The organism is Limnohabitans sp. 15K (genome assembly GCF_002778285.1).
Taxonomy (GTDB): domain Bacteria; phylum Pseudomonadota; class Gammaproteobacteria; order Burkholderiales; family Burkholderiaceae_C; genus Limnohabitans_A.
Map to the genome: position 1 here is coordinate 243,990 of NZ_NESM01000003.1, position 17,188 is coordinate 261,177.

The 17,188-nt window shown below is 59.0% G+C and carries 19 protein-coding genes and 1 pseudogene; 11 read left to right on the top strand and 9 right to left on the bottom strand.

The features are described 5' to 3' along the window. The first annotated feature begins 71 nt into the window (after nt 1-71). The 3 genes from argJ to B9Z40_RS12385 are packed head-to-tail and all read left to right on the top strand — an operon-like array spanning nt 72 to nt 2,667. The gene (argJ, locus tag B9Z40_RS12375; protein WP_100173657.1) at nt 72-1,301 is read left to right on the top strand and encodes a bifunctional glutamate N-acetyltransferase/amino-acid acetyltransferase ArgJ; all 1,230 of its coding nucleotides are present in this window, start codon (nt 72-74) and stop codon (nt 1,299-1,301) included. Next, nucleotides 1,298-2,188, top strand: a complete 891-nt coding sequence (locus tag B9Z40_RS12380; protein WP_100173658.1) for an ATP-binding protein — start codon at nt 1,298-1,300, stop codon at nt 2,186-2,188. Before argJ ends, B9Z40_RS12380 begins: the two co-directional genes overlap by 4 nt. Continuing rightward, nucleotides 2,185-2,667 (top strand): NUDIX domain-containing protein, encoded by a 483-nt coding sequence (locus tag B9Z40_RS12385; protein ID WP_100173659.1) that lies wholly within the window; start codon nt 2,185-2,187, stop codon nt 2,665-2,667. The genes B9Z40_RS12380 and B9Z40_RS12385 overlap by 4 nt, the downstream gene beginning before the upstream one ends. Nucleotides 2,668-2,689: 22 nt before the next feature. Here B9Z40_RS12385 and B9Z40_RS12390 read toward each other — a convergent pair whose 3' ends face one another. The 6 genes and pseudogenes from B9Z40_RS12390 to B9Z40_RS12415 form a co-directional block, all read right to left on the bottom strand. Further along, the gene (locus B9Z40_RS12390; protein WP_100173660.1) at nt 2,690-2,905 is read right to left on the bottom strand and encodes a DNA gyrase inhibitor YacG; all 216 of its coding nucleotides are present in this window, start codon (nt 2,903-2,905) and stop codon (nt 2,690-2,692) included. Further along, a complete protein-coding gene (gene zapD, locus B9Z40_RS12395; protein ID WP_100173661.1) occupies nt 2,902-3,657 on the bottom strand; it encodes a cell division protein ZapD in 756 nt (251 codons plus the stop codon). Before zapD ends, B9Z40_RS12390 begins: the two co-directional genes overlap by 4 nt. A gap of 22 nt (nt 3,658-3,679) precedes the next feature. Then, on the bottom strand, nt 3,680-4,297 hold the full coding sequence (coaE, locus tag B9Z40_RS12400) for a dephospho-CoA kinase (RefSeq protein WP_100173662.1): 618 nt from the start codon (nt 4,295-4,297) through the stop codon (nt 3,680-3,682). A 3-nt stretch (nt 4,298-4,300) separates the two neighbouring features. Beyond that, nucleotides 4,301-5,125 carry an A24 family peptidase gene (locus B9Z40_RS12405; RefSeq protein ID WP_100173663.1) on the bottom strand — a complete coding sequence of 275 codons (825 nt, stop codon included), beginning with the start codon at nt 5,123-5,125 and terminating at the stop codon, nt 4,301-4,303. Between the two features lies 1 nt (nt 5,126). Then, nucleotides 5,127-6,335: a type II secretion system F family protein gene (locus tag B9Z40_RS12410; protein ID WP_100173664.1), complete on the bottom strand. Its 1,209-nt coding sequence runs from the start codon at nt 6,333-6,335 to the stop codon at nt 5,127-5,129. Then, nucleotides 6,332-7,558, bottom strand: a pseudogene (locus B9Z40_RS12415) (GspE/PulE family protein); the annotation flags it as partial. The pseudogene B9Z40_RS12415 and the gene B9Z40_RS12410, both read right to left, overlap by 4 nt. 165 nt (nt 7,559-7,723) lie before the next feature. Here B9Z40_RS12415 and B9Z40_RS12420 point away from each other — a divergent pair. Further along, nucleotides 7,724-8,674, top strand: a complete 951-nt coding sequence (locus tag B9Z40_RS12420; protein WP_100173666.1) for a hypothetical protein — start codon at nt 7,724-7,726, stop codon at nt 8,672-8,674. A gap of 56 nt (nt 8,675-8,730) precedes the next feature. On the opposite strand, the gene B9Z40_RS12425 is transcribed toward B9Z40_RS12420, so the two are convergent. After that, nucleotides 8,731-9,891, bottom strand: a complete 1,161-nt coding sequence (locus B9Z40_RS12425) for an ABC transporter ATP-binding protein (RefSeq protein WP_100173667.1) — start codon at nt 9,889-9,891, stop codon at nt 8,731-8,733. Nucleotides 9,892-9,938: 47 nt separating this feature from the next. On the opposite strand from B9Z40_RS12425, the gene B9Z40_RS12430 reads away from it, so the two are divergent. Then, nucleotides 9,939-11,573, top strand: a complete 1,635-nt coding sequence (locus B9Z40_RS12430) for an iron ABC transporter permease (RefSeq protein ID WP_100173668.1) — start codon at nt 9,939-9,941, stop codon at nt 11,571-11,573. A gap of 29 nt (nt 11,574-11,602) precedes the next feature. Here the strand turns inward: B9Z40_RS12430 and B9Z40_RS12435 are convergent, their stop codons facing one another. Continuing rightward, nucleotides 11,603-12,547 (bottom strand): ion transporter, encoded by a 945-nt coding sequence (locus B9Z40_RS12435; RefSeq protein ID WP_100173860.1) that lies wholly within the window; start codon nt 12,545-12,547, stop codon nt 11,603-11,605. Nucleotides 12,548-12,672: 125 nt separating this feature from the next. On the opposite strand from B9Z40_RS12435, the gene B9Z40_RS12440 reads away from it, so the two are divergent. The 4 genes from B9Z40_RS12440 to B9Z40_RS12455 are packed head-to-tail and all read left to right on the top strand — an operon-like array spanning nt 12,673 to nt 15,416. Beyond that, nucleotides 12,673-12,984, top strand: a complete 312-nt coding sequence (locus tag B9Z40_RS12440; RefSeq protein WP_100173669.1) for a c-type cytochrome — start codon at nt 12,673-12,675, stop codon at nt 12,982-12,984. Between the two features lie 12 nt (nt 12,985-12,996). Beyond that, nucleotides 12,997-14,271 carry an FCSD flavin-binding domain-containing protein gene (locus B9Z40_RS12445; RefSeq protein ID WP_100173670.1) on the top strand — a complete coding sequence of 425 codons (1,275 nt, stop codon included), beginning with the start codon at nt 12,997-12,999 and terminating at the stop codon, nt 14,269-14,271. Nucleotide 14,272: 1 nt separating this feature from the next. After that, nucleotides 14,273-15,082 (top strand): thiosulfate oxidation carrier complex protein SoxZ, encoded by an 810-nt coding sequence (gene soxZ / locus B9Z40_RS17435; protein ID WP_369823449.1) that lies wholly within the window; start codon nt 14,273-14,275, stop codon nt 15,080-15,082. A 25-nt stretch (nt 15,083-15,107) separates the two neighbouring features. Further along, on the top strand, nt 15,108-15,416 hold the full coding sequence (locus B9Z40_RS12455) for a c-type cytochrome (RefSeq protein ID WP_100173672.1): 309 nt from the start codon (nt 15,108-15,110) through the stop codon (nt 15,414-15,416). Nucleotides 15,417-15,447: 31 nt separating this feature from the next. Here the strand turns inward: B9Z40_RS12455 and B9Z40_RS12460 are convergent, their stop codons facing one another. Continuing rightward, on the bottom strand, nt 15,448-16,323 hold the full coding sequence (locus B9Z40_RS12460; RefSeq protein WP_100173673.1) for an MBL fold metallo-hydrolase: 876 nt from the start codon (nt 16,321-16,323) through the stop codon (nt 15,448-15,450). A 100-nt stretch (nt 16,324-16,423) separates the two neighbouring features. Between B9Z40_RS12460 and B9Z40_RS12465 the strand changes: the two genes are divergently transcribed. Next, nucleotides 16,424-16,753, top strand: coding sequence for a helix-turn-helix transcriptional regulator (locus B9Z40_RS12465; RefSeq protein WP_100173674.1), 330 nt, complete (start codon nt 16,424-16,426; stop codon nt 16,751-16,753). Beyond that, the gene (locus B9Z40_RS12470) at nt 16,750-17,187 is read left to right on the top strand and encodes a YeeE/YedE family protein (protein WP_100173675.1); all 438 of its coding nucleotides are present in this window, start codon (nt 16,750-16,752) and stop codon (nt 17,185-17,187) included. Before B9Z40_RS12465 ends, B9Z40_RS12470 begins: the two co-directional genes overlap by 4 nt. The last annotated feature ends 1 nt before the right edge of the window (nt 17,188 follow it).

Sequence of the window (17,188 nt, forward strand, 5' to 3'; positions counted from 1 at the left end):
TGCGCGGATGAAACGGGCTTCGGCCCGTTTTGTTTGTGTGAAACCCGAAACGTTTTTTTCAAAGGACCACCATGCCTGTGAACCTGCCTCCTCTGGATCCCGCCCAACTCAGCCCCATTGCGGGCGTGCGCATCGGTGTTGCCGAAGCGGGTGTTCGCAAAGCCAACCGCAAAGACCTCACCGTGTTTTTGCTGGACGAAGGCACCAGCGTTGCGGGTGTGCTCACACGCAACCGTTTTTGCGCCGCGCCTGTTCAAGTTTGCCGCGAGCACTTGGCCGCAGGAAGTGCCGTGCGTGCGCTGGTCATCAACACGGGCAATGCCAATGCGGGCACGGGTGCACCCGGTTTGGCCCATGCACGCCAAACCTGTGAGGCCATGGCCAGTTTGATGCAATGCACGCCCGCACAAGTGTTGCCGTTTTCAACGGGCGTGATCATGGAGCCGCTGCCCGTGGACCGCATCGTCGCAGGCATGCCTGCTGCACTGGCCAACGCGCAAGCCGCCCAATGGGCTCAAGCGGCCGAAGGCATCATGACCACCGACACCGTGCCCAAAGCGGCGAGCGTGCAGGTGCAATTGGGCGGCAAAACAGTGAGCATCTCCGGCATCAGCAAGGGCGCGGGCATGATCCGCCCCAACATGGCCACCATGCTCGGCTTTGTGGCCACCGACGCGTGCATCGATCCGGGCTTGCTGCCCGCTTTGGCCAAACAACTGGCCGATGGTTCGTTCAACCGCATCACCATCGACGGCGACACCTCGACGAACGATTCCTTCATCCTGATCGCCACGCACAAGGCGGGCAACGCTCAGATCAATGCCTTGGACAGCGCAGACGGCCAGGCCTTGGTGAAGGGCTTGATGCAAGTGGCCCGCCAATTGGCGCACGCCATCGTGCGTGATGGCGAGGGCGCCACCAAGTTCATCACGGTGCAGGTCGAAGGCGGCCGCACGGGCGAGGAATGCCGTCAAGTGGCTTATGCGATTGCGCATTCACCCTTGGTCAAAACCGCTTTCTTTGCCAGTGACCCCAACCTGGGCCGCATTCTGGCGGCCGTGGGATACGCCGGTATTGAAGACCTGGACCAAGCTTTGATTGAGCTGCACCTGGACGATGTGCATGTGGTTTCGCAAGGTGGACGCCGCGCCGAGTACCGCGAAGAAGACGGTCAGCGTGTCATGAAGGGGAGCGAGATCACCGTGCGCGTGGGCCTGGGCCGCGGCACCGCCAGCGACACCGTGTGGACCTGCGACCTGAGCCACGAATACGTCACCATCAACGCGGATTACCGTTCATGAACTCTCCTGCTTCTTCAGCTCTGGACCAACTGCTGGCCAAAGTCAGCCAGCTGGTGGACCGCATCGAATCGGTCTTGCCCCAACCCTTATCGGCCCCCGACTGGACGCAGGCCATTGCTTGGCGCTACCGCAAGCGCTCGTCAGGTCACGGTGTGCTGGAGCCGGTGCGCCATGTGGCGGCCATGACGCTGGCTGACCTCAAAGAAATCGACGACCAAAAGGAAAAGCTCCAGCGCAACACCGAGCAGTTTGTGCACGGCCGCCCGGCCAACAACGTGCTGCTCACGGGCGCACGCGGCACCGGCAAATCCTCTTTGATCAAGGCCTGCCTGAACACTTACGCCCCGCAAGGCCTGCGTTTGATTGAGGTCGACAAAGAAGACCTGACCGACCTGCCTGACATCATCGAAGTGGTGGCGGGTCGCCCCGAAAAGTTTGTGGTCTATTGCGACGATTTGAGCTTTGAAGACGGCGAGCCGGGCTACAAAGCGCTCAAGTCGATTCTGGACGGCACCGTGGCGGCTTCGACCCCCAATGTGCTGGTGTACGCCACCAGCAACCGCCGCCACCTTTTGCCCGAGTACATGAGCGAGAACCTCACCTACAAACACACCGACGACGGCGAGGTTCACCCGGGTGAGGGCGTGGAAGAGAAAATTTCTCTGTCCGAGCGCTTTGGCTTGTGGATCAGTTTCTACCCCTTCTCCCAAGACGAGTACCTGACCATCGCCGGCCAGTGGCTCAGCGCTCTGGGTGCCACGCCCGCGCAAATCGACGCTGCCCGCCCTGATGCGTTGCTCTGGGCTTTGGAGCGCGGTTCGCGCAGTGGTCGTGTGGCCTACCAGTTTGCGCGGGACATGATGGGCCGCCAAGCAGACCCCGCATGAACGCAGGTTTGCTGGTCGCCGATGGCGAACGCGCACGCGAAGACCTGAGCGCAGGCCAGGCCGAGCGTGCCGTGGTCGATGTGGCCGTGGGTGTACTGTTGCAAGCCGATGGCCAGTTTTTGCTGACCTCTCGCCCCGAAGGGAAGGTCTATGCAGGTTACTGGGAATTCCCGGGCGGCAAACTCGAAGTGGGCGAATCGGTTGAGCAAGCCCTTCGCCGCGAGTTGCAAGAAGAATTGGGCATCACCATCGGTGCCGCCCAAGTCTGGAAAACCCAGATGGTCGATTACCCACACGCGCTGGTGCGACTGCACTTTTGTAAGGTGTGGGACTGGCAGGGTGAGTTGCAAATGCGCGAAGCGCAATCACACGCTTGGCAGTTGCTGCCCGTGGCTGTGACGCCGGTGCTGCCGGGCACCATTCCCGTGCTCTCTTGGCTGGCCGAAGAGCGCCAGTTCACAGACGCCACACACGATTGAAACCCAACGGGTTTCGGGCTTCTCACTGCAAACGTGGATCGCCAAAAGTCTCGTCGGGCGGGGTTTCGTCGGGCAGCTTGAACTCTTCGCTGGCCCAGGCCCCCAAGTCCACGCCTTTGCAGCGGGCGCTGCAAAACGGTCGGTAGGGGTTTTTAGGGCTGTAAAGGCTGGTGCCTGCGCAGGCAGGGCAGCGCACTTTGCGGGGTTCGAAGGCTTGGGGCTGGTTCGAGTCGCTCATGCGCACAAAGACATCTCAAAAGGCACATCGTCGGTGGTGGCCAGCAATTTGCCATCGGCCTGCTGCTGCATCATGCGAATGACCACCAACAAGCGGTTGCAGCTGATTTCAGGGGTGATGCCCAATGAGGGATCAATTTTCAGCCGCAGCAATTGGAAAGTGCGTCCTTGCGGCAAGTTTTGTTGCAGCTGACCGGCTGTGGCCATGACTTTCTGACTGCTGCCCGATTCGCGCAGCATTTGCAGCAGCAGCTTCACGGCTTGGGCCAAGGGGCCAAACGGTGCTACCCATTGCGACAGGTCTTGGGCACGGCTGGCGGCATCGTGGTGCTGCCAAGCGTGGTAGGCCGGCAGGTCAAATTCGCAAGTGCCGCCCGGGATCACGGCACGGCTACGTAAGGCCATCAGAAAATCGTTGTCGCTCAGGCCTTGGCCAATCTTGCCGCTGACCTGGTTGAGTGCTTCAAAGTGCTCGTCGAGCTGGGCGATCAGGCCGTCCAAGGCTTTTTCCGAGATGGCGGGGTTGCCGCGGTAGCCGTTGTAGAGTTGCTTTTGGCGATCCAGGTCTTTGAGTACATCGGATTTGAGTTCCGAGCGCGAAGCCACTTCGATGATCTCGAACAAAGTGGTCAGCGCAAAGTGGTGGTCCAAGGCCTCGCTGCGGGCCATCAATTGGCCCAGGCGGTTGAACAGTTGTTGCAAGCGCAGGTAAGTGCGGATGCGTTCGTTAAAAGGGTATTCGTACAGTATCACGCGGCGTCTTCCAGTGCCGCCATCATAGCCCGAAGTCAGCGGCCACTTGAGCCACTTGGGCCTCTAATTCGGCCAGACTCAGGCCCTGGTTGAAGATCACCTGGTCGGCACAGGCCAGACGCTGCGCACGGGGGGCTTGCAAGGCGATGATCCGGTCAATCTCTTCAACGGCCAAGCCACTGCGGGCCGTGACCCGTTGCCGCTGGGTTTGGGCATCGCAGTCCACCACGATCACCCGGTCGACTTGTTTTCGCCAGCGTTCGCCCGATTCGACCAAAAGAGGCACGTCAAACACCAGCACGCGATGACCACTTTGCACCGCCGCATGTGCTTGCTCTGCGGTGAGCTGGCTGACCAGCGGGTGGATGATGGCTTCCAGCTGTTGTTTGGCCTGGGGGTTTTGAAACACCACATCGCGCATGGCTTGCCGGTCCATCGCGCCTTGGGCATCGACCATGTGTGGCCCAAAAGTTTGTGCAATCGCGGCCATGGCCCGTCCGCCTGGGGCGGTCAAGCTGCGCGAAATCGCATCGGCATCGATCACGGCGGCCCCTTTGGCGGCCAACATGCCCGCCACAGTGCTTTTGCCACTGCCAATACCGCCTGTGAGGCCCAAGCGCCAAATGTGTGGGGTGTTCATGTTTTAAACCTGAATGAAAGGCAGGGGGCCTAAAGCCATGACCCACAGACCCGCCAAAGCCAAAAAGGGCCCAAAGGGCATCTGACCGTCTTGCGGCATGCGTTGGCGCCAGCGCAAGTAAAGGCCATAGGCCACACCCGTGAGAGACGCGATCAAGACCAGCGAGAGCAAGGCGGGCCAACCCAGCCAAGCGCCTAAAGCCGCCAGCAGTTTGAAGTCACCTTGGCCCATGCCTTCTTTGCCGGTGATGAGCCTGAACAGCCAATACACCGACCACAAAAACAAATAGCCCACCACAGCCCCCCAAAGCGCGGTGCTCAGGCTCACTTGGCTGAGCCCCAAGCTCGCGGCCAGCAAACCGGACCACACCAAAGGCTGGGTGATGGCATCGGGTAACAGGGTGGTGTCGGCGTCGATCGCCGCCAAAGCGACCAGCGCCGCGGCAAATCCGGCCCATGCCAAGGCTCTGGCGCTCAGGCCATGCTGGGCAAAAACCCATGCAAACAAGACCGCACACAAAATTTCTATGGCGGGGTAGCGCCAACCAATGGGGGTGTGGCATTGTTTGCATCGGCCTTTGAGCCACACATAGCTGAGCACGGGGATGTTTTCCGTCCAGGACAGTTCGTGCTGGCAGTGCGGGCAATGCGAGTGGGGCACAGCGATGTTGTAAGGGCCTTCAGACGAGGCTTGGGCGTCTTGTGCCATCTCTGCAGCCCATTGCGCTTCCATCATGCGGGGCAGGCGGTGAATCACCACGTTCAAAAAGCTGCCAATGGCCAAGCCCAGCAAGACCACCAAGGTCCAGGAAAAGAGGTCCAGGCTCATCTCAAAAGACCTGACCCAAGCGAAAAATTGGCAAATACATGGCCACAAGAATACCGCCAATCAGACTGCCCAGCACCACGATGATCAAAGGTTCCAGCAAACTGGACAAGCCATTGACCCGGTCGTCGAGTTCGGTTTCCATCAAAGCGCCTGCCCGTGCCAGCAAATGGTCCATCGAACCGGTCTCTTCACCCGTGGCGCACAGTTGCACAATCATGGGGGCAAAGCGCCCGCTCTGGGCCATGCCCTCGCTCAGGCGGCTGCCCTGTGCCACTTGCCTTTGCAGCTGCAAAGTCAAGCGCCCATAGACCGCCTGATCGCAGGCCTGGGCCACAGGTTCCAAGGCCTCGGTCAAAGGCACACCTGCCGCCAGCAAGGCCGACAAAGTCTGTGCCCAGCGGGCCACCACAGCCGTTTCCAGTAGCGCCCCGAAGACGGGTAGCTTGAGCAACCAGCGGTCCCGCCAAAGCCGAATTCGGGCGGTGCTGGGTGTGGTTTTTTGCTGTGCAGGCAGCCACCACCCCAGCCCGGCTAAAACCAGCACCAGCGCCAGTGGGCCCGACGAGCTCAGTCCCTCGCTCAGTGCCACCACCATTTGGGTGGGCCAGGGCAACTCGGCCCCGAAGGACTTGAACACATCTTCTAACACGGGCACCACCCACACCAAAATCAGCACCAACACCGCCATGGCCACGCCCAGCACCGCCATGGGGTACATGAGTGCCGATCGCACCCGCGAGCGCAGGGCTTCGTTCTTCTCCAAGGTGTGCGCCAAGCGTTCGATCATGGTGTCCAAAATGCCGGCCGACTCGCCTGCTTGCACCATGCTGATGTAAAGCCCGGAGAACTGCGCTGGGTGCTTGGCCAAGGCATCGTGCAAGGCCGTCCCCGAGGCCACATCGTTGTGCACCTGTTGCATCACTTCGTTCAAGGCCAAAGAAGGCAGGCTGCGTGACAACATGTCCAGAGACTGCAGCAGCGGCACACCAGCCCGAAGCAGGGCCGCGAGTTGCCGGGTCATGAGCGACAGTTCGTTAGGGCGCACGCGGGGCAGGCGGTCCCACCACAGCCGCTGCAGCCGCACCTGCATGACACCCTGCCTGCGCAATTGGGCCCGGGCCAGGCCAGCGCTGGGGGCCTTTAGCCGGCCCTGCTGTTTGCGGCCCTGAGCGTCTCGCCCTTGCCAAGCGAATGGAATGGGCTGGCTCATGCGCCGGACCGGGTATTGGCCAACACCTCGTCCAGTGAGGTCACACCTTGCAGGACTTTGCGCAGCCCAGCCAGCCGCAGTGTGCTGACCCCTTCGCGTTGGGCCAGTTCGCCCATCGCTTGGCTGCCAGCCTCTTGCAAAATGAGGTGTTGCATGTCTGCGCTGACGGGCATGACTTGAAAGATCCCGGTGCGTCCGGCGAAGCCTTTGTGGCAGTGCGCACAGCCGACCGGTTGGTACGCATCCACCGTTGGCCCGGTCAGCCATTGGGCAGGCCAACCCGCTTGCAAGCACACATCGGCTGGCAAACTCACGGGCACTTTGCACAGCGGGCACAAGCAGCGCACCAAGCGTTGCGCTGTGATCAGGGTCACGCTGGCCGCGATGTTGTAGGCGGCTGTGCCCATGTTGCGCAAACGCACCAAGGTGCTGGGGGCGTCGTTGGTGTGCAAGGTCGACAGCACCAAATGGCCCGTTTGTGACGCCTGAATGGCGATGTTGGCCGTCTCCAAGTCGCGCACTTCGCCCACCATCAAAATATCAGGGTCTTGCCTCAAAAAAGCCCGCAAGGCGATGGCAAATGTCAGCCCCGGCTTGTCCTGCACATTCACCTGGTTGATGCCTTGGAGCTGGATTTCACAGGGGTCTTCCACCGTGGCAATGTTGACTTCGGCGGTGTTGAGCCGGTTCAAACAAGCGTAAAGCGATTGTGTTTTGCCAGAGCCTGTCGGCCCGGTCACCAGCACCATGCCGTGGGGTCGGTGAATCGCCTCCACCAGGCGGGCCAGGTCTTCTGGCTCATACCCCAGTTGCGTCAAATCGAGCTGGGCTTGAGCGGTATCGAGCACCCGGATCACCAACTTTTCGCCGAACAAGGTCGGCAAGGTGCTCACCCTCAAATCGAGCGCGCGTTCGCTGGCCAACACCAGTTTCATGCGACCGTCTTGCGGCAAGCGCTTTTCGGCAATGTCCAACCGTGACAACACTTTGATGCGCGAGGCAAGGCGGTCTTTCAAAGCCGCTGGCGGCGTGGCCACTTCACGCAGCTCACCATCGATGCGCATGCGCACGCGGTAATGGTGTTCATAAGGCTCAAAGTGCAGGTCAGACGCTTTGAGTGCGACCGCTTGCTCCAGCAGTTGCTGAACCCACTGCACGACCGGCGCATCGTCCACGGCAGCCATCGGGGATCGGTTGTTGAGCTTGTCCAGCATCGCATCACCTTGAGCTATTTTGTTTTCATCAAGGTGGTCATCATGGTCTGAGTTCTTGTTTTTGTAAATCGCCGGATGAATGGGTGCGCTGGATCACCGCGAACAGCCCACTAAGATTGATAATCTGATGAAAATTCTTACCAGTTTTTTCGGTTTTCTAGATTGAGACCCCGCATGAAATTCATTGGCTTCATTGCACTGTTGTTTTGCCTACCGGTCTGGGCGGATCACTACAGCCCCATCACGGTTTGGCAAACCGTGCCCTTCATCAAAGGGCAAGACCTTTGCCAGTTCCAAGAAGCCTACGGCAGCACCGCACAAGAGAGCCAGAAAAAGTTAAGCCAACAACTGGTGACCTTGCTCAATGCGGGGGCTGACCCGGCCCAGTTGATCGACTTGATCAACGCGCTGGACCGCTACACCCAACAAAATCGTGAGCGCGCCAGTGCCGGTAAAGGCATGGACACGCTGCTGGAGGGCAGCCTCAAAGCCTCTTTGGACGCGCAGTACACCCAGCGGCAGCCACGCAACCGCAACATCACCTTCTTCAATCCGGCACCGATTTTTGCTTTGGCCCGTGACTTGCGTGAAGAAAAACGCCAGGGTTATTTGGATGCCAGCATGTTGGGCCAACTCAATGCCATGGCCTGGGGCACCTATTCTTATGCACCCTCGTGCAAAGGCGATTTGGTGGTGACCTTGCACATCCAGGTCACCTCCGGCAGAACCTACAACTACCAAGCGATTGGCCGGCCAGAGCAGGTCATGCGGGCCATCAGCAGCCAGTTGTTCGCCGAATTCCAGCACACCCAGTTCCCCTCCAAAGTTCAGATGGGCAGCCGGACATTGGAGTTGGTGGGTGCGCCCGGTGTGCCCATCAGCCACACCCGAAGTGCGGAAGCCGCAGAGCGGACCTGCAAAGGCATTCAGGCGCGCTTGCCCACAGCAGAAGAATACGAGTTCATGGCCAATTTGGGGGATTGGAACCAAGGCATTCGCACCGTCGGTCGTACTTGGGCCTTGGCCAACAAAATGGTGTTGGCCCCCGATTTGCCCAACCCTTCACCGATCCGCACGGAAAGCGAAGTGCGTGCACACGAGCTCTATTACTACTGCGTGCGGTGATGGCTCAAACGGGGCTGCTGGCCTGATGACTGGGGCCGAAGCCGTCAGCGTGGCATTCAGGTGAATTTGACGGGTTGGTACTGAGGCTCGGTGTGCTCGCAAGCCTCGGCCTTGGCGCAAGGCATCTGGCACAGGTCCCGGTCGGTGACCGGACAGGCGCGGTTGAAGGTGACCACATGGTCCACTTCGGCGCGAATGCCAATCCATTCGCCCAGCTTGTGGTCATGGTGACTGGGCACATGGGCCATGAGCTGCTCGCCCGTGGCCAAGCGCAGGGTGTACAAAAACTCGGAGCCGCGAAAAGTTTTGCGAACAATTTGCGCTTTCACGGGGGCATCGTCGTCGTGCACGATGTCGTCCGCCCGCAGCAGCACATCACATTGGCCGCCTTCAAAAGCGCAGGGCAGGGGGCATTCACCCACATCGCGCAGCTCGCCCACGGGGGTGCTGACCAAAATATGCCCGTCCACTTCTCGCAGCGTGGCGGGCGTGAAAACGCCGTGCCCAATGAAGTCGGCCACAAAGCGGGTGGCCGGTCGGTGGTACAGGCTGTAGGCATCGTCCCATTGGTGCAGCTGGCCTTGGTTCATCACACCGATCACGTCGCCAATGGCAAATGCTTCCAATTGGTCGTGGGTGACGAGCAAGGCCGTGGCTTTGGCCGCCTTCAAGATGTTGCGCACTTCGTGGGCCAGGCGTTCGCGCAGGTCCACATCCAGGTTGGAAAACGGCTCGTCCAGCAGCAGCAAATCGGGCCTTGGGGCCAACGCTCGGGCCAGGGCCACCCGTTGTTGTTGGCCACCCGACAGTTCATGGGGGAAGCGTTTGTCAGAACCTTCCAGTCCGACCAAAGTCAGCACCTCGGCCACACGCTGTTGGCGTTCGGCTTTGGACAGTTGCGCCAGACCAAAACCGACGTTGCTGCCCACGTCCATGTGGGGAAACAGCGCGTAATCCTGGAACACCATGCCGATGCGGCGGCGCTCAGCCGGTTCGGTGTGGGCGTTGTCACTGACGACCCTGTCAGACAGCAAGATTTGCCCGCCCGACACTGGCTCCAGACCCGCGACTGCCCTGAGCAAAGTGGTCTTGCCGCAACCCGAAGGCCCAATCAAGACCCCAATGTCGCCAGCCTTTAGGCTCAGGCTGACGCCCTGCACCGCAGGCACGGTGCTCCCGGGGTATTGGATGTCCAGTTGACGCAGTTCTAGAAACATGCTCTGGATTGTAGGCAGGTTGGCCTGCGCTCCTACAATCGAAGACTATGTTGACCACCTTGACCCGCCGTTTATCGGGTCTCCCCTCCTTGTTTTTGGCCCTGCTGGCGCTGGCTTTGGCCATGCCGGTCTTGGCCGTATTGGGTTCGTGGCTGCAATGGGGTGGCGAAAGCGCCAATCTGTTGTTGGAGATGGCCCGCACTGTGTTGCCCGATTACGCGCTCACCACACTGGGTCTTTGCCTGATGGTGGCGGTGGGTGTGACCCTGTTGGGCTTGGCCACGGCGGCGCTGGTGACGCTGTTTGATTTTCCGGGGCGCGGCGTTTTGGAGTGGTTGCTGCTCTTGCCTTTGGCGATGCCGGCTTATGTGGTGGCCTATGCCTACACCGATTTTTTGCAGTTCAGCGGGCCGCTCCAGGTGGCTTTGCGCGAGGCGTTGGGATTGCAAGGGCGATTGTGGCCCGATGTGCGCAGCGTCTGGGGGGCGGCGCTGGTGTTCACGCTCTCGCTTTACCCGTATGTGTATTTGTTGGCCCGCACCGCCTTGGTCGAGCGGGCTTCTGGCCTGATGGAAGCAGCCCGCCTGCTGGGTGCCCCTTTGTCCCGCCGCATTCGCGAGATCGCCTTGCCGCTCGCCCGCCCCGCTGTGGCTGCGGGTGTGGCACTCGCGCTCATGGAAACTTTGGCCGACTTTGGCGTGTCCAGTTACTTTGGCATCCAGACCTTTACAGCGGGCATTTACAAAGCTTGGTTGTCCATGGACAACCGCATCGCCGCGGCCCAGCTGGCCACGGTGCTGTTGGCGGTGGTGGTGGTTTTGTTGCGGCTGGAGCAGCGTGCCCAAAAGCGCATGCGCTTTAACCAAGGTCGCGGCTCGCGTCAGGGCTCTGCAGAGTCACAGCCCCTGCAGCTTCAAGGCCTGCACCGTTGGCTGGCTTGGGGCGTGTGCGGTTTACCGGTGCTGCTGGGTTTTGTGCTGCCGGTGCTCATCATGTTGCGGGCTTTTGTGGGCGAAACCAGCGAAATGCCTTGGGAGCGCTTTGGCCAGTGGGCTTGGACCAGCTTGCGCTTGGGCGCGGTAACGGCCGTGCTGGCTGTGGGTGTGGCGATGGCACTGTCTTTCACCGTGCGCACCCGGGCCAACCGCATCAGCCTATGGGCCATTCAGCTGGTGGGGCTGGGTTACGCCATTCCCGGCGCCGTGGTGGTGGTGGGTTTGCTTTTGCCCTTGGGCTGGATTCAGCAAACCTGGCCAGCATCGTCAGCCGGCGCATGGATCACCGCCACGTCTTTGGGCTTGGTTTGGGCCTATCTGGTGCGTTTTTGCGCAGTGGCCTTGCAGTCGGTACAAAGCGGCTATGCCCGCATTCCGGCCAGTTTGGACGATTCGGCCCGCATGTTGGGCGTGACGGGCTGGGGCCTGATGCGCAGGGTGCATGCCCCGCTGCTGCAGCGCACCACTTGGGCGGCCATGCTGCTGGTGTTTGTGGACGTGATGAAGGAGCTGCCTGCCACCATGGTGCTGCGCCCTTTCAACAGCGACACCTTGGCCGTGGTGGCCTACCAATTGGCGCGCGACGAACGCTTGGGCGAAGCGGCTTTGCCATCGCTGGCGCTGGTGTTGGTGGGTTTGATCCCGGTGATCTTGCTCAGCCGTACTTTGCGCCCGTCCGCCCACTGACAAACTTCAGGCGGGGTGGGCCCGGTCCATCAGGGTTTTGAACGGCCTGGATTCATCAGCGATTTTTCTTCCAAGATTTGCCGCACGATGGCTCGGGCATGGTCTTCGGTGATGCTGAATTCACGGCGCAAATGTTCAATGGTGCGCTGTTCTTTGGCGTCCACTTGACCGTCTTTGAGCAGTTCTTCCACTTCAGTGATGAACTCCAACTCATGCGTACGCACCCGGGTGGCAAAGGCCGAAGCCACAATGCCGGTCAACAAGGCCACTGTGAAAACCCCCGACAAGGCCGTGAACGCGCCGATCACTTTGCCCCAAGGGGAGACGGGCGTCACATCGCCATAGCCCACCGTGGTGATGGTGACGATGGACCACCACATGGCATCGGGAATGGTGCCCAGTTTGTCGGGCTGCAAGGCGTGTTCGGCAAAATACATCAAGCATGATGTGATGAGGATGGACAAGGCCAGCAGGTAAAGCGCCGAGATGAAAGCGTCTCTTTCGGCGTAAATAGAGGCCAACAGGTCTTCCAGGGCCGTGGAGTAATGCGACAACTTCAGGATGCGCATGATCCGGACGACACGCAAAAAACGCAGGTCCAGACCCGGCAAAAAGGCCTGCAAAAAGAAAGGCAAGATGGCCAGCAAATCCACCAAGCCGTGAAAACTGAGTACATAAGCCCAGCGGCGGCGGATTTCTGTGGTGTGTGTCTGCAGGTTTCGATCCGCTGCAGTCCAAACACGCAGCAGGTATTCCATGCTGAAAAATGCCACTGAAAAAGTATCAAAAAACACCAAGTAGGAACCGTATCGCGATTCGATCGACGGCACAGACTCCAAGATCACCGCCAACACATTGCCCAGCACCATCAGGGTCAACAGCCAAGAAAACAACCAAGCCAGTTTTTTGTCTTTGTGGCTCTGAAGCTCCAAGATGAGGAACAGCCGCTGCCTGAAAGTATGGGTGGATTGCATCACGGCATCTTAGGCGGTGTTCTTAGCTTTGTTTGTGAATAAACAAACAACTATTCGTTGGTTAAATAGAGGGTAAAAATCGGCACAATCTGTCCCCAACACCACCTATCCCGTTTGGAGCCCTTATGAACTTTCAATTATGGTTATTGACCGGCGCGTTGATTTCAACGGCAGGTTTGGCGCAGGCACAGTCTTCGGAGGCTTTGCAAGCGCGCAGTTGGGCGGCTTCTTGCGCTGCTTGCCATGGCACGAACGGCCAAGCGCAGCCCGGCATGATCAGCTTGGCGGGCCTGCCCCAAGAGGTCACCGTCCAAAAAATGCAGGACTTCAAAGCAGGGCGCATGCCCGCGGCGACCATCATGCACCAGTTGGCCAAGGGCTACTCGGATCAGCAGATTGTTGCCATTGCCGCTTACTTTGCTGCACAAAAGAAATAAGGAAACAAGGTCATGCAACGTCGTCAATTTTTGCAAACGGGCTCCGCATTGGGCGCGATGGGTCTGGTTTCGGGTTGTGCCACCGTGGGTGGTGGAAGCGGTCCCAAAGTGGTGGTCATCGGCGGGGGTTACTCGGGTGCCACGGCTGCCAAATACCTGCGCATGTGGTCCGAGCACAAGATCCAGGTCACCTTGGTTGAACCCAGCGATGCCTTCATCTCTTGCCCCATGTCCAACTTGGTCATTGGGGGCAGCAAAACCATCACCGAGATCACCACGCCTTATGACAACCTGACCAAGCGCCACGGTGTCAAAGTCATCAAAGACCGCGTCAACACCATCGATGCCGACAAGCGCATTGTCAAGTTGGCGGGTGGCGCCGAGCTGACTTATGACCGCTTGATCGTCTCACCCGGCGTGGACTTCATGTGGGAAACCTTGCCTGGCATGAACAAGGCCGGTGCCAAAGACAAAGTCATGCACGCTTGGAAAGCCGGCGAACAAACCGTCACCCTGCGCAAGCAACTCGAAGCCATGCCCGACGGCGGCGTGTTTGCCATGTCCATCCCGCTGGCCCCTTACCGCTGCCCTCCCGGTCCTTACGAGCGCGCTTGCCAGGTGGCCGACTACTTCAGCAAGGCCAAGCCCAAGAGCAAGGTGTTGATCTTGGACGCCAACGACGACGTGACTTCCAAAGGTCCGCTGTTCAAAAAAGCCTGGGCCGAGCGCTACAACGGCATCATCGAATACCGCAACAAACACAACGTGACCGATGTCGACGCGGCCACCAACACCTTGAAGTTTGAGTTCAACGACGACATCAAGGCCAACGTGCTCAACGTGATTCCGACCATGCGCGCTGGTGACATCGCTGTCAACGCGGGTCTGGCCACGGCCAACAAGCGCTGGTGCGAAGTGGATTTCCTCACCTTCGAATCCAAAGCCGCCCAAAACGTGCACGTTTTGGGCGACGCGATCCAGATCGCGCCTGGCATGCCCAAGTCGGGCCACATGGCCAACCAGCACGGCAAGACCTGTGCGGCAGCGGTCATTGCCTTGTTGATGGGCAAAGAGGTCAACCCCATGCCCATTTACAACAACACCTGCTACAGCTATGTCAGCACCAAAGATGTGGTGCATGTGGCCAGCGTGCACCGTTATGACGCGGAGAAGAAAACCATGCTGACCGTGCCAGGTTCAGGGGGTGTCTCGAGCGCTGCCAACGAACTGGAAGGTGTTTACGCTTGGGCTTGGGCGCAAAACATTTGGGCTGACACACTGGCTTGATGTGACGACCGTGACCCTTTACTCTCGACGCGAATGCTTGCAGCAGGCGGCTGGCCTCAGTGCGGGCTTGGCTGCCACAGTTTGGCCTTCCTGGGTGGGTGCAAGCTCACCCGTTTTTGAACGCAAAACCCTGGCAGAGGTTGCCAAAGCTCTGGGTGCTAAATCCCTGACACTCAGCGCAGATGTGAAACTCAACACGCTGGATTACGCTGAAAACGGGGCATCTGTGCCCATGGACATCAGCACCAGCTTGTCGGGTGTCAGCAGCTTTGCGTTGTTTGTCGAAAAAAACCCTGTCCCTTTGGCTGCGGTGATCAAGTTGACCGAGGGCGTGGGTTCGTCTTTGACCATGCACATCAAGATGGCGCAGACCTCGGTGGTTTACGGCCTGGTGCTTTTGAACGATGGACGTGCTTTTTACGCCAAGAAAGAAGTCAAAGTGGTGCTGGGCAGTTGTGGCGGCACATCCGACACGGTGGACGATGTGGAGGCCAAACGGGCGACCGAGCCGACCAAAATCCGCACCCAAATTCAAGGCGAGTCTGCCTTGGTGCGCATGCGCATGGCCCACGAAATGGAATCAGGGCAACGCAAAAACGCTGCAGGCAAGGTGGTGATGGCTTGGCACATTGACAGGGTGGTCATCAGCCACAACGCCAAAGAGGTCATGACCGCAGATTGGGGCCCGGGTGTTGCCCGCCATCCTTACCTGCAGTTCAACCTCAAAAGCGCCAAATTGGGCGATAAACTTTCCGTTTTTTGGCGCGACAACAAGGGTGCATCGAGAACGGATGACCTGCTGATACTTTGATGGCACTTTTCTATTGGGAGTTCAGATGAAACTGATTTATTCGACCATCGCTTTTTACGCGTTGACCATGTCCCCTGCCTTCGCCAGCGCTGATCTGGCCAAGAAAAATGCCTGCATGTCTTGCCATGCTGTTGACAGGAAATTGGTGGGACCTTCCTATCAAGACGTTGCCAAAAAATATGCAGGCCAGAAAGATGCCGTGGCCAATTTGGCCAACAGCATCAAGGCCGGTGGTGCCGGGAAATGGGGCCCTGTGCCCATGCCCGCTCAATCCGCGTTGAGCGAAGTAGATGCCAAAACACTGGCCGCTTGGATTCTGGCGGGGGCCAAATAAAAAAATCGCACCGATTGGGAGCGGGTGCCGATCAAAGGGCGTTCAAAGGAATTTTGACGTAGGCAATGCCGTTGTCTTCCTTGGGCGGCAACTCGCCAGCGCGGATGTTGATTTGCACCGCAGGCAGGATCAGCACCGGCATTTCCAAAGTAGCGTCTCGCTTTGTGCGCATCTCGACAAACTCGGCCTCACCAATGCCGTCGTGCACATGGATGTTCTTGGCTTTTTGTTCGGCCACAGTCGTTTCAAAATTCACCGAGCGGCCATTGGGCGGGTAGTCGTGGCACATGAACAACCGGGTCTGGGGCGGCAAGCTCAAAATTTTGCGTGTCGAGGCGTACAAGGTTTTGGCGTCGCCACCGGGAAAGTCGCAACGTGCGGTGCCCACATCGGGCATGAACAGGGTGTCGCCCACAAAAACGGCATCGCCAAATTGATAAGCCACACAAGCGGGTGTGTGGCCCGGCACGAACAGAGTGCTGCCTGTCAGGTTGCCAATGGTGATGGCCTCTTCCTCGGCGAACAGATGGTCGAACTGCGACCCGTCAACCTTGAAGCTGTCTTCCATGTTGAAGATGCCCTTGAACACTTTTTGCACGCCACCAATGTGGTCACCGATGGCGGTTTGGCCACCCAAGTGTTGTTTCAGGTAAGGGGCGGCGCTCAGGTGATCGGCGTGGGCATGGGTTTCAAGAATCCAGGCCACCTTCAGATCCTTGGCTTTGACAAACTCAATCACCTTGTCCGCTGACTTGTGGCTGGTGCGGCCCGACTTGGGGTCGTAGTCCAACACCGAATCAATGATGGCGCAAGCGGCCCCCGGTTTTTCGTAGACCACATAAGTGACGGTCCAGGTAGCGGGGTCAAAAATGCCGTGGACTTGGGGGGTGACAGTGGCGGTATTCATCGCAAAGCCCTTTGAATTAAGTTTTCAATAGTATATTGACTAATAGTTTGTTTGTCAATATAATTTACCATCCTTAATTGAAAAGCAGGAAAACCCGCCCATGGACACCAACACCCTGGACCTTGAAAAAATGAAAACTTCAGCCGGCCATGCTTGCCGTCTGATGAAAGTCCTCTCCAACCCGGACCGCTTGATGCTGCTGTGCCAACTGTCTCAAGGCGAAAAGCGTGTGGGCGAGTTGGAAGAGCTCTTGGGCATCGTGCAGCCCACCCTGTCGCAGCAGCTGACGGTACTCCGCGACGAAGAGCTTGTCACCACCCGCCGCGATGGCAAAAACATTTACTACCAAATCGCCAGCCCCCAAGCGCTGGCGGTCATGACCGTTTTATTCGAACAATTTTGTGGACCACAAGAAGGAGCATCAGCATGAACATCGATTGGGCACATTTCACGCCTTTCGCCTCTCTCGTCGGCGGCATCATTTTGGGGGTGGCCTCGGCCATCTTCATCTTGGTCAACGGACGCATCTTGGGCATCAGCGGCATTTTGGGTGGGCTGCTGCCACCTAAAGTGGGCGACGCCACTTGGCGTGTTGCATTTCTCCTGGGTATGTTTGCCGCACCCACGGTTTTTCACGCCGTGGTGCCCGCGCAGTACATCACCGCCCCGCGCATTGACGCGTCTGACTGGATGGTGATTGCTGCCGGTTTGCTGGTGGGCATCGGCACCCGCTATGCCTCTGGTTGCACCAGTGGTCATGGTGTGTGTGGTTTGTCTCGTCTGTCACCCCGCTCCTTGGTGGCCACCCTGTCTTTCATGGGTGCCGGCTTTGTCATGGTCTACGTGCTGCGTCACATCCTCTAAG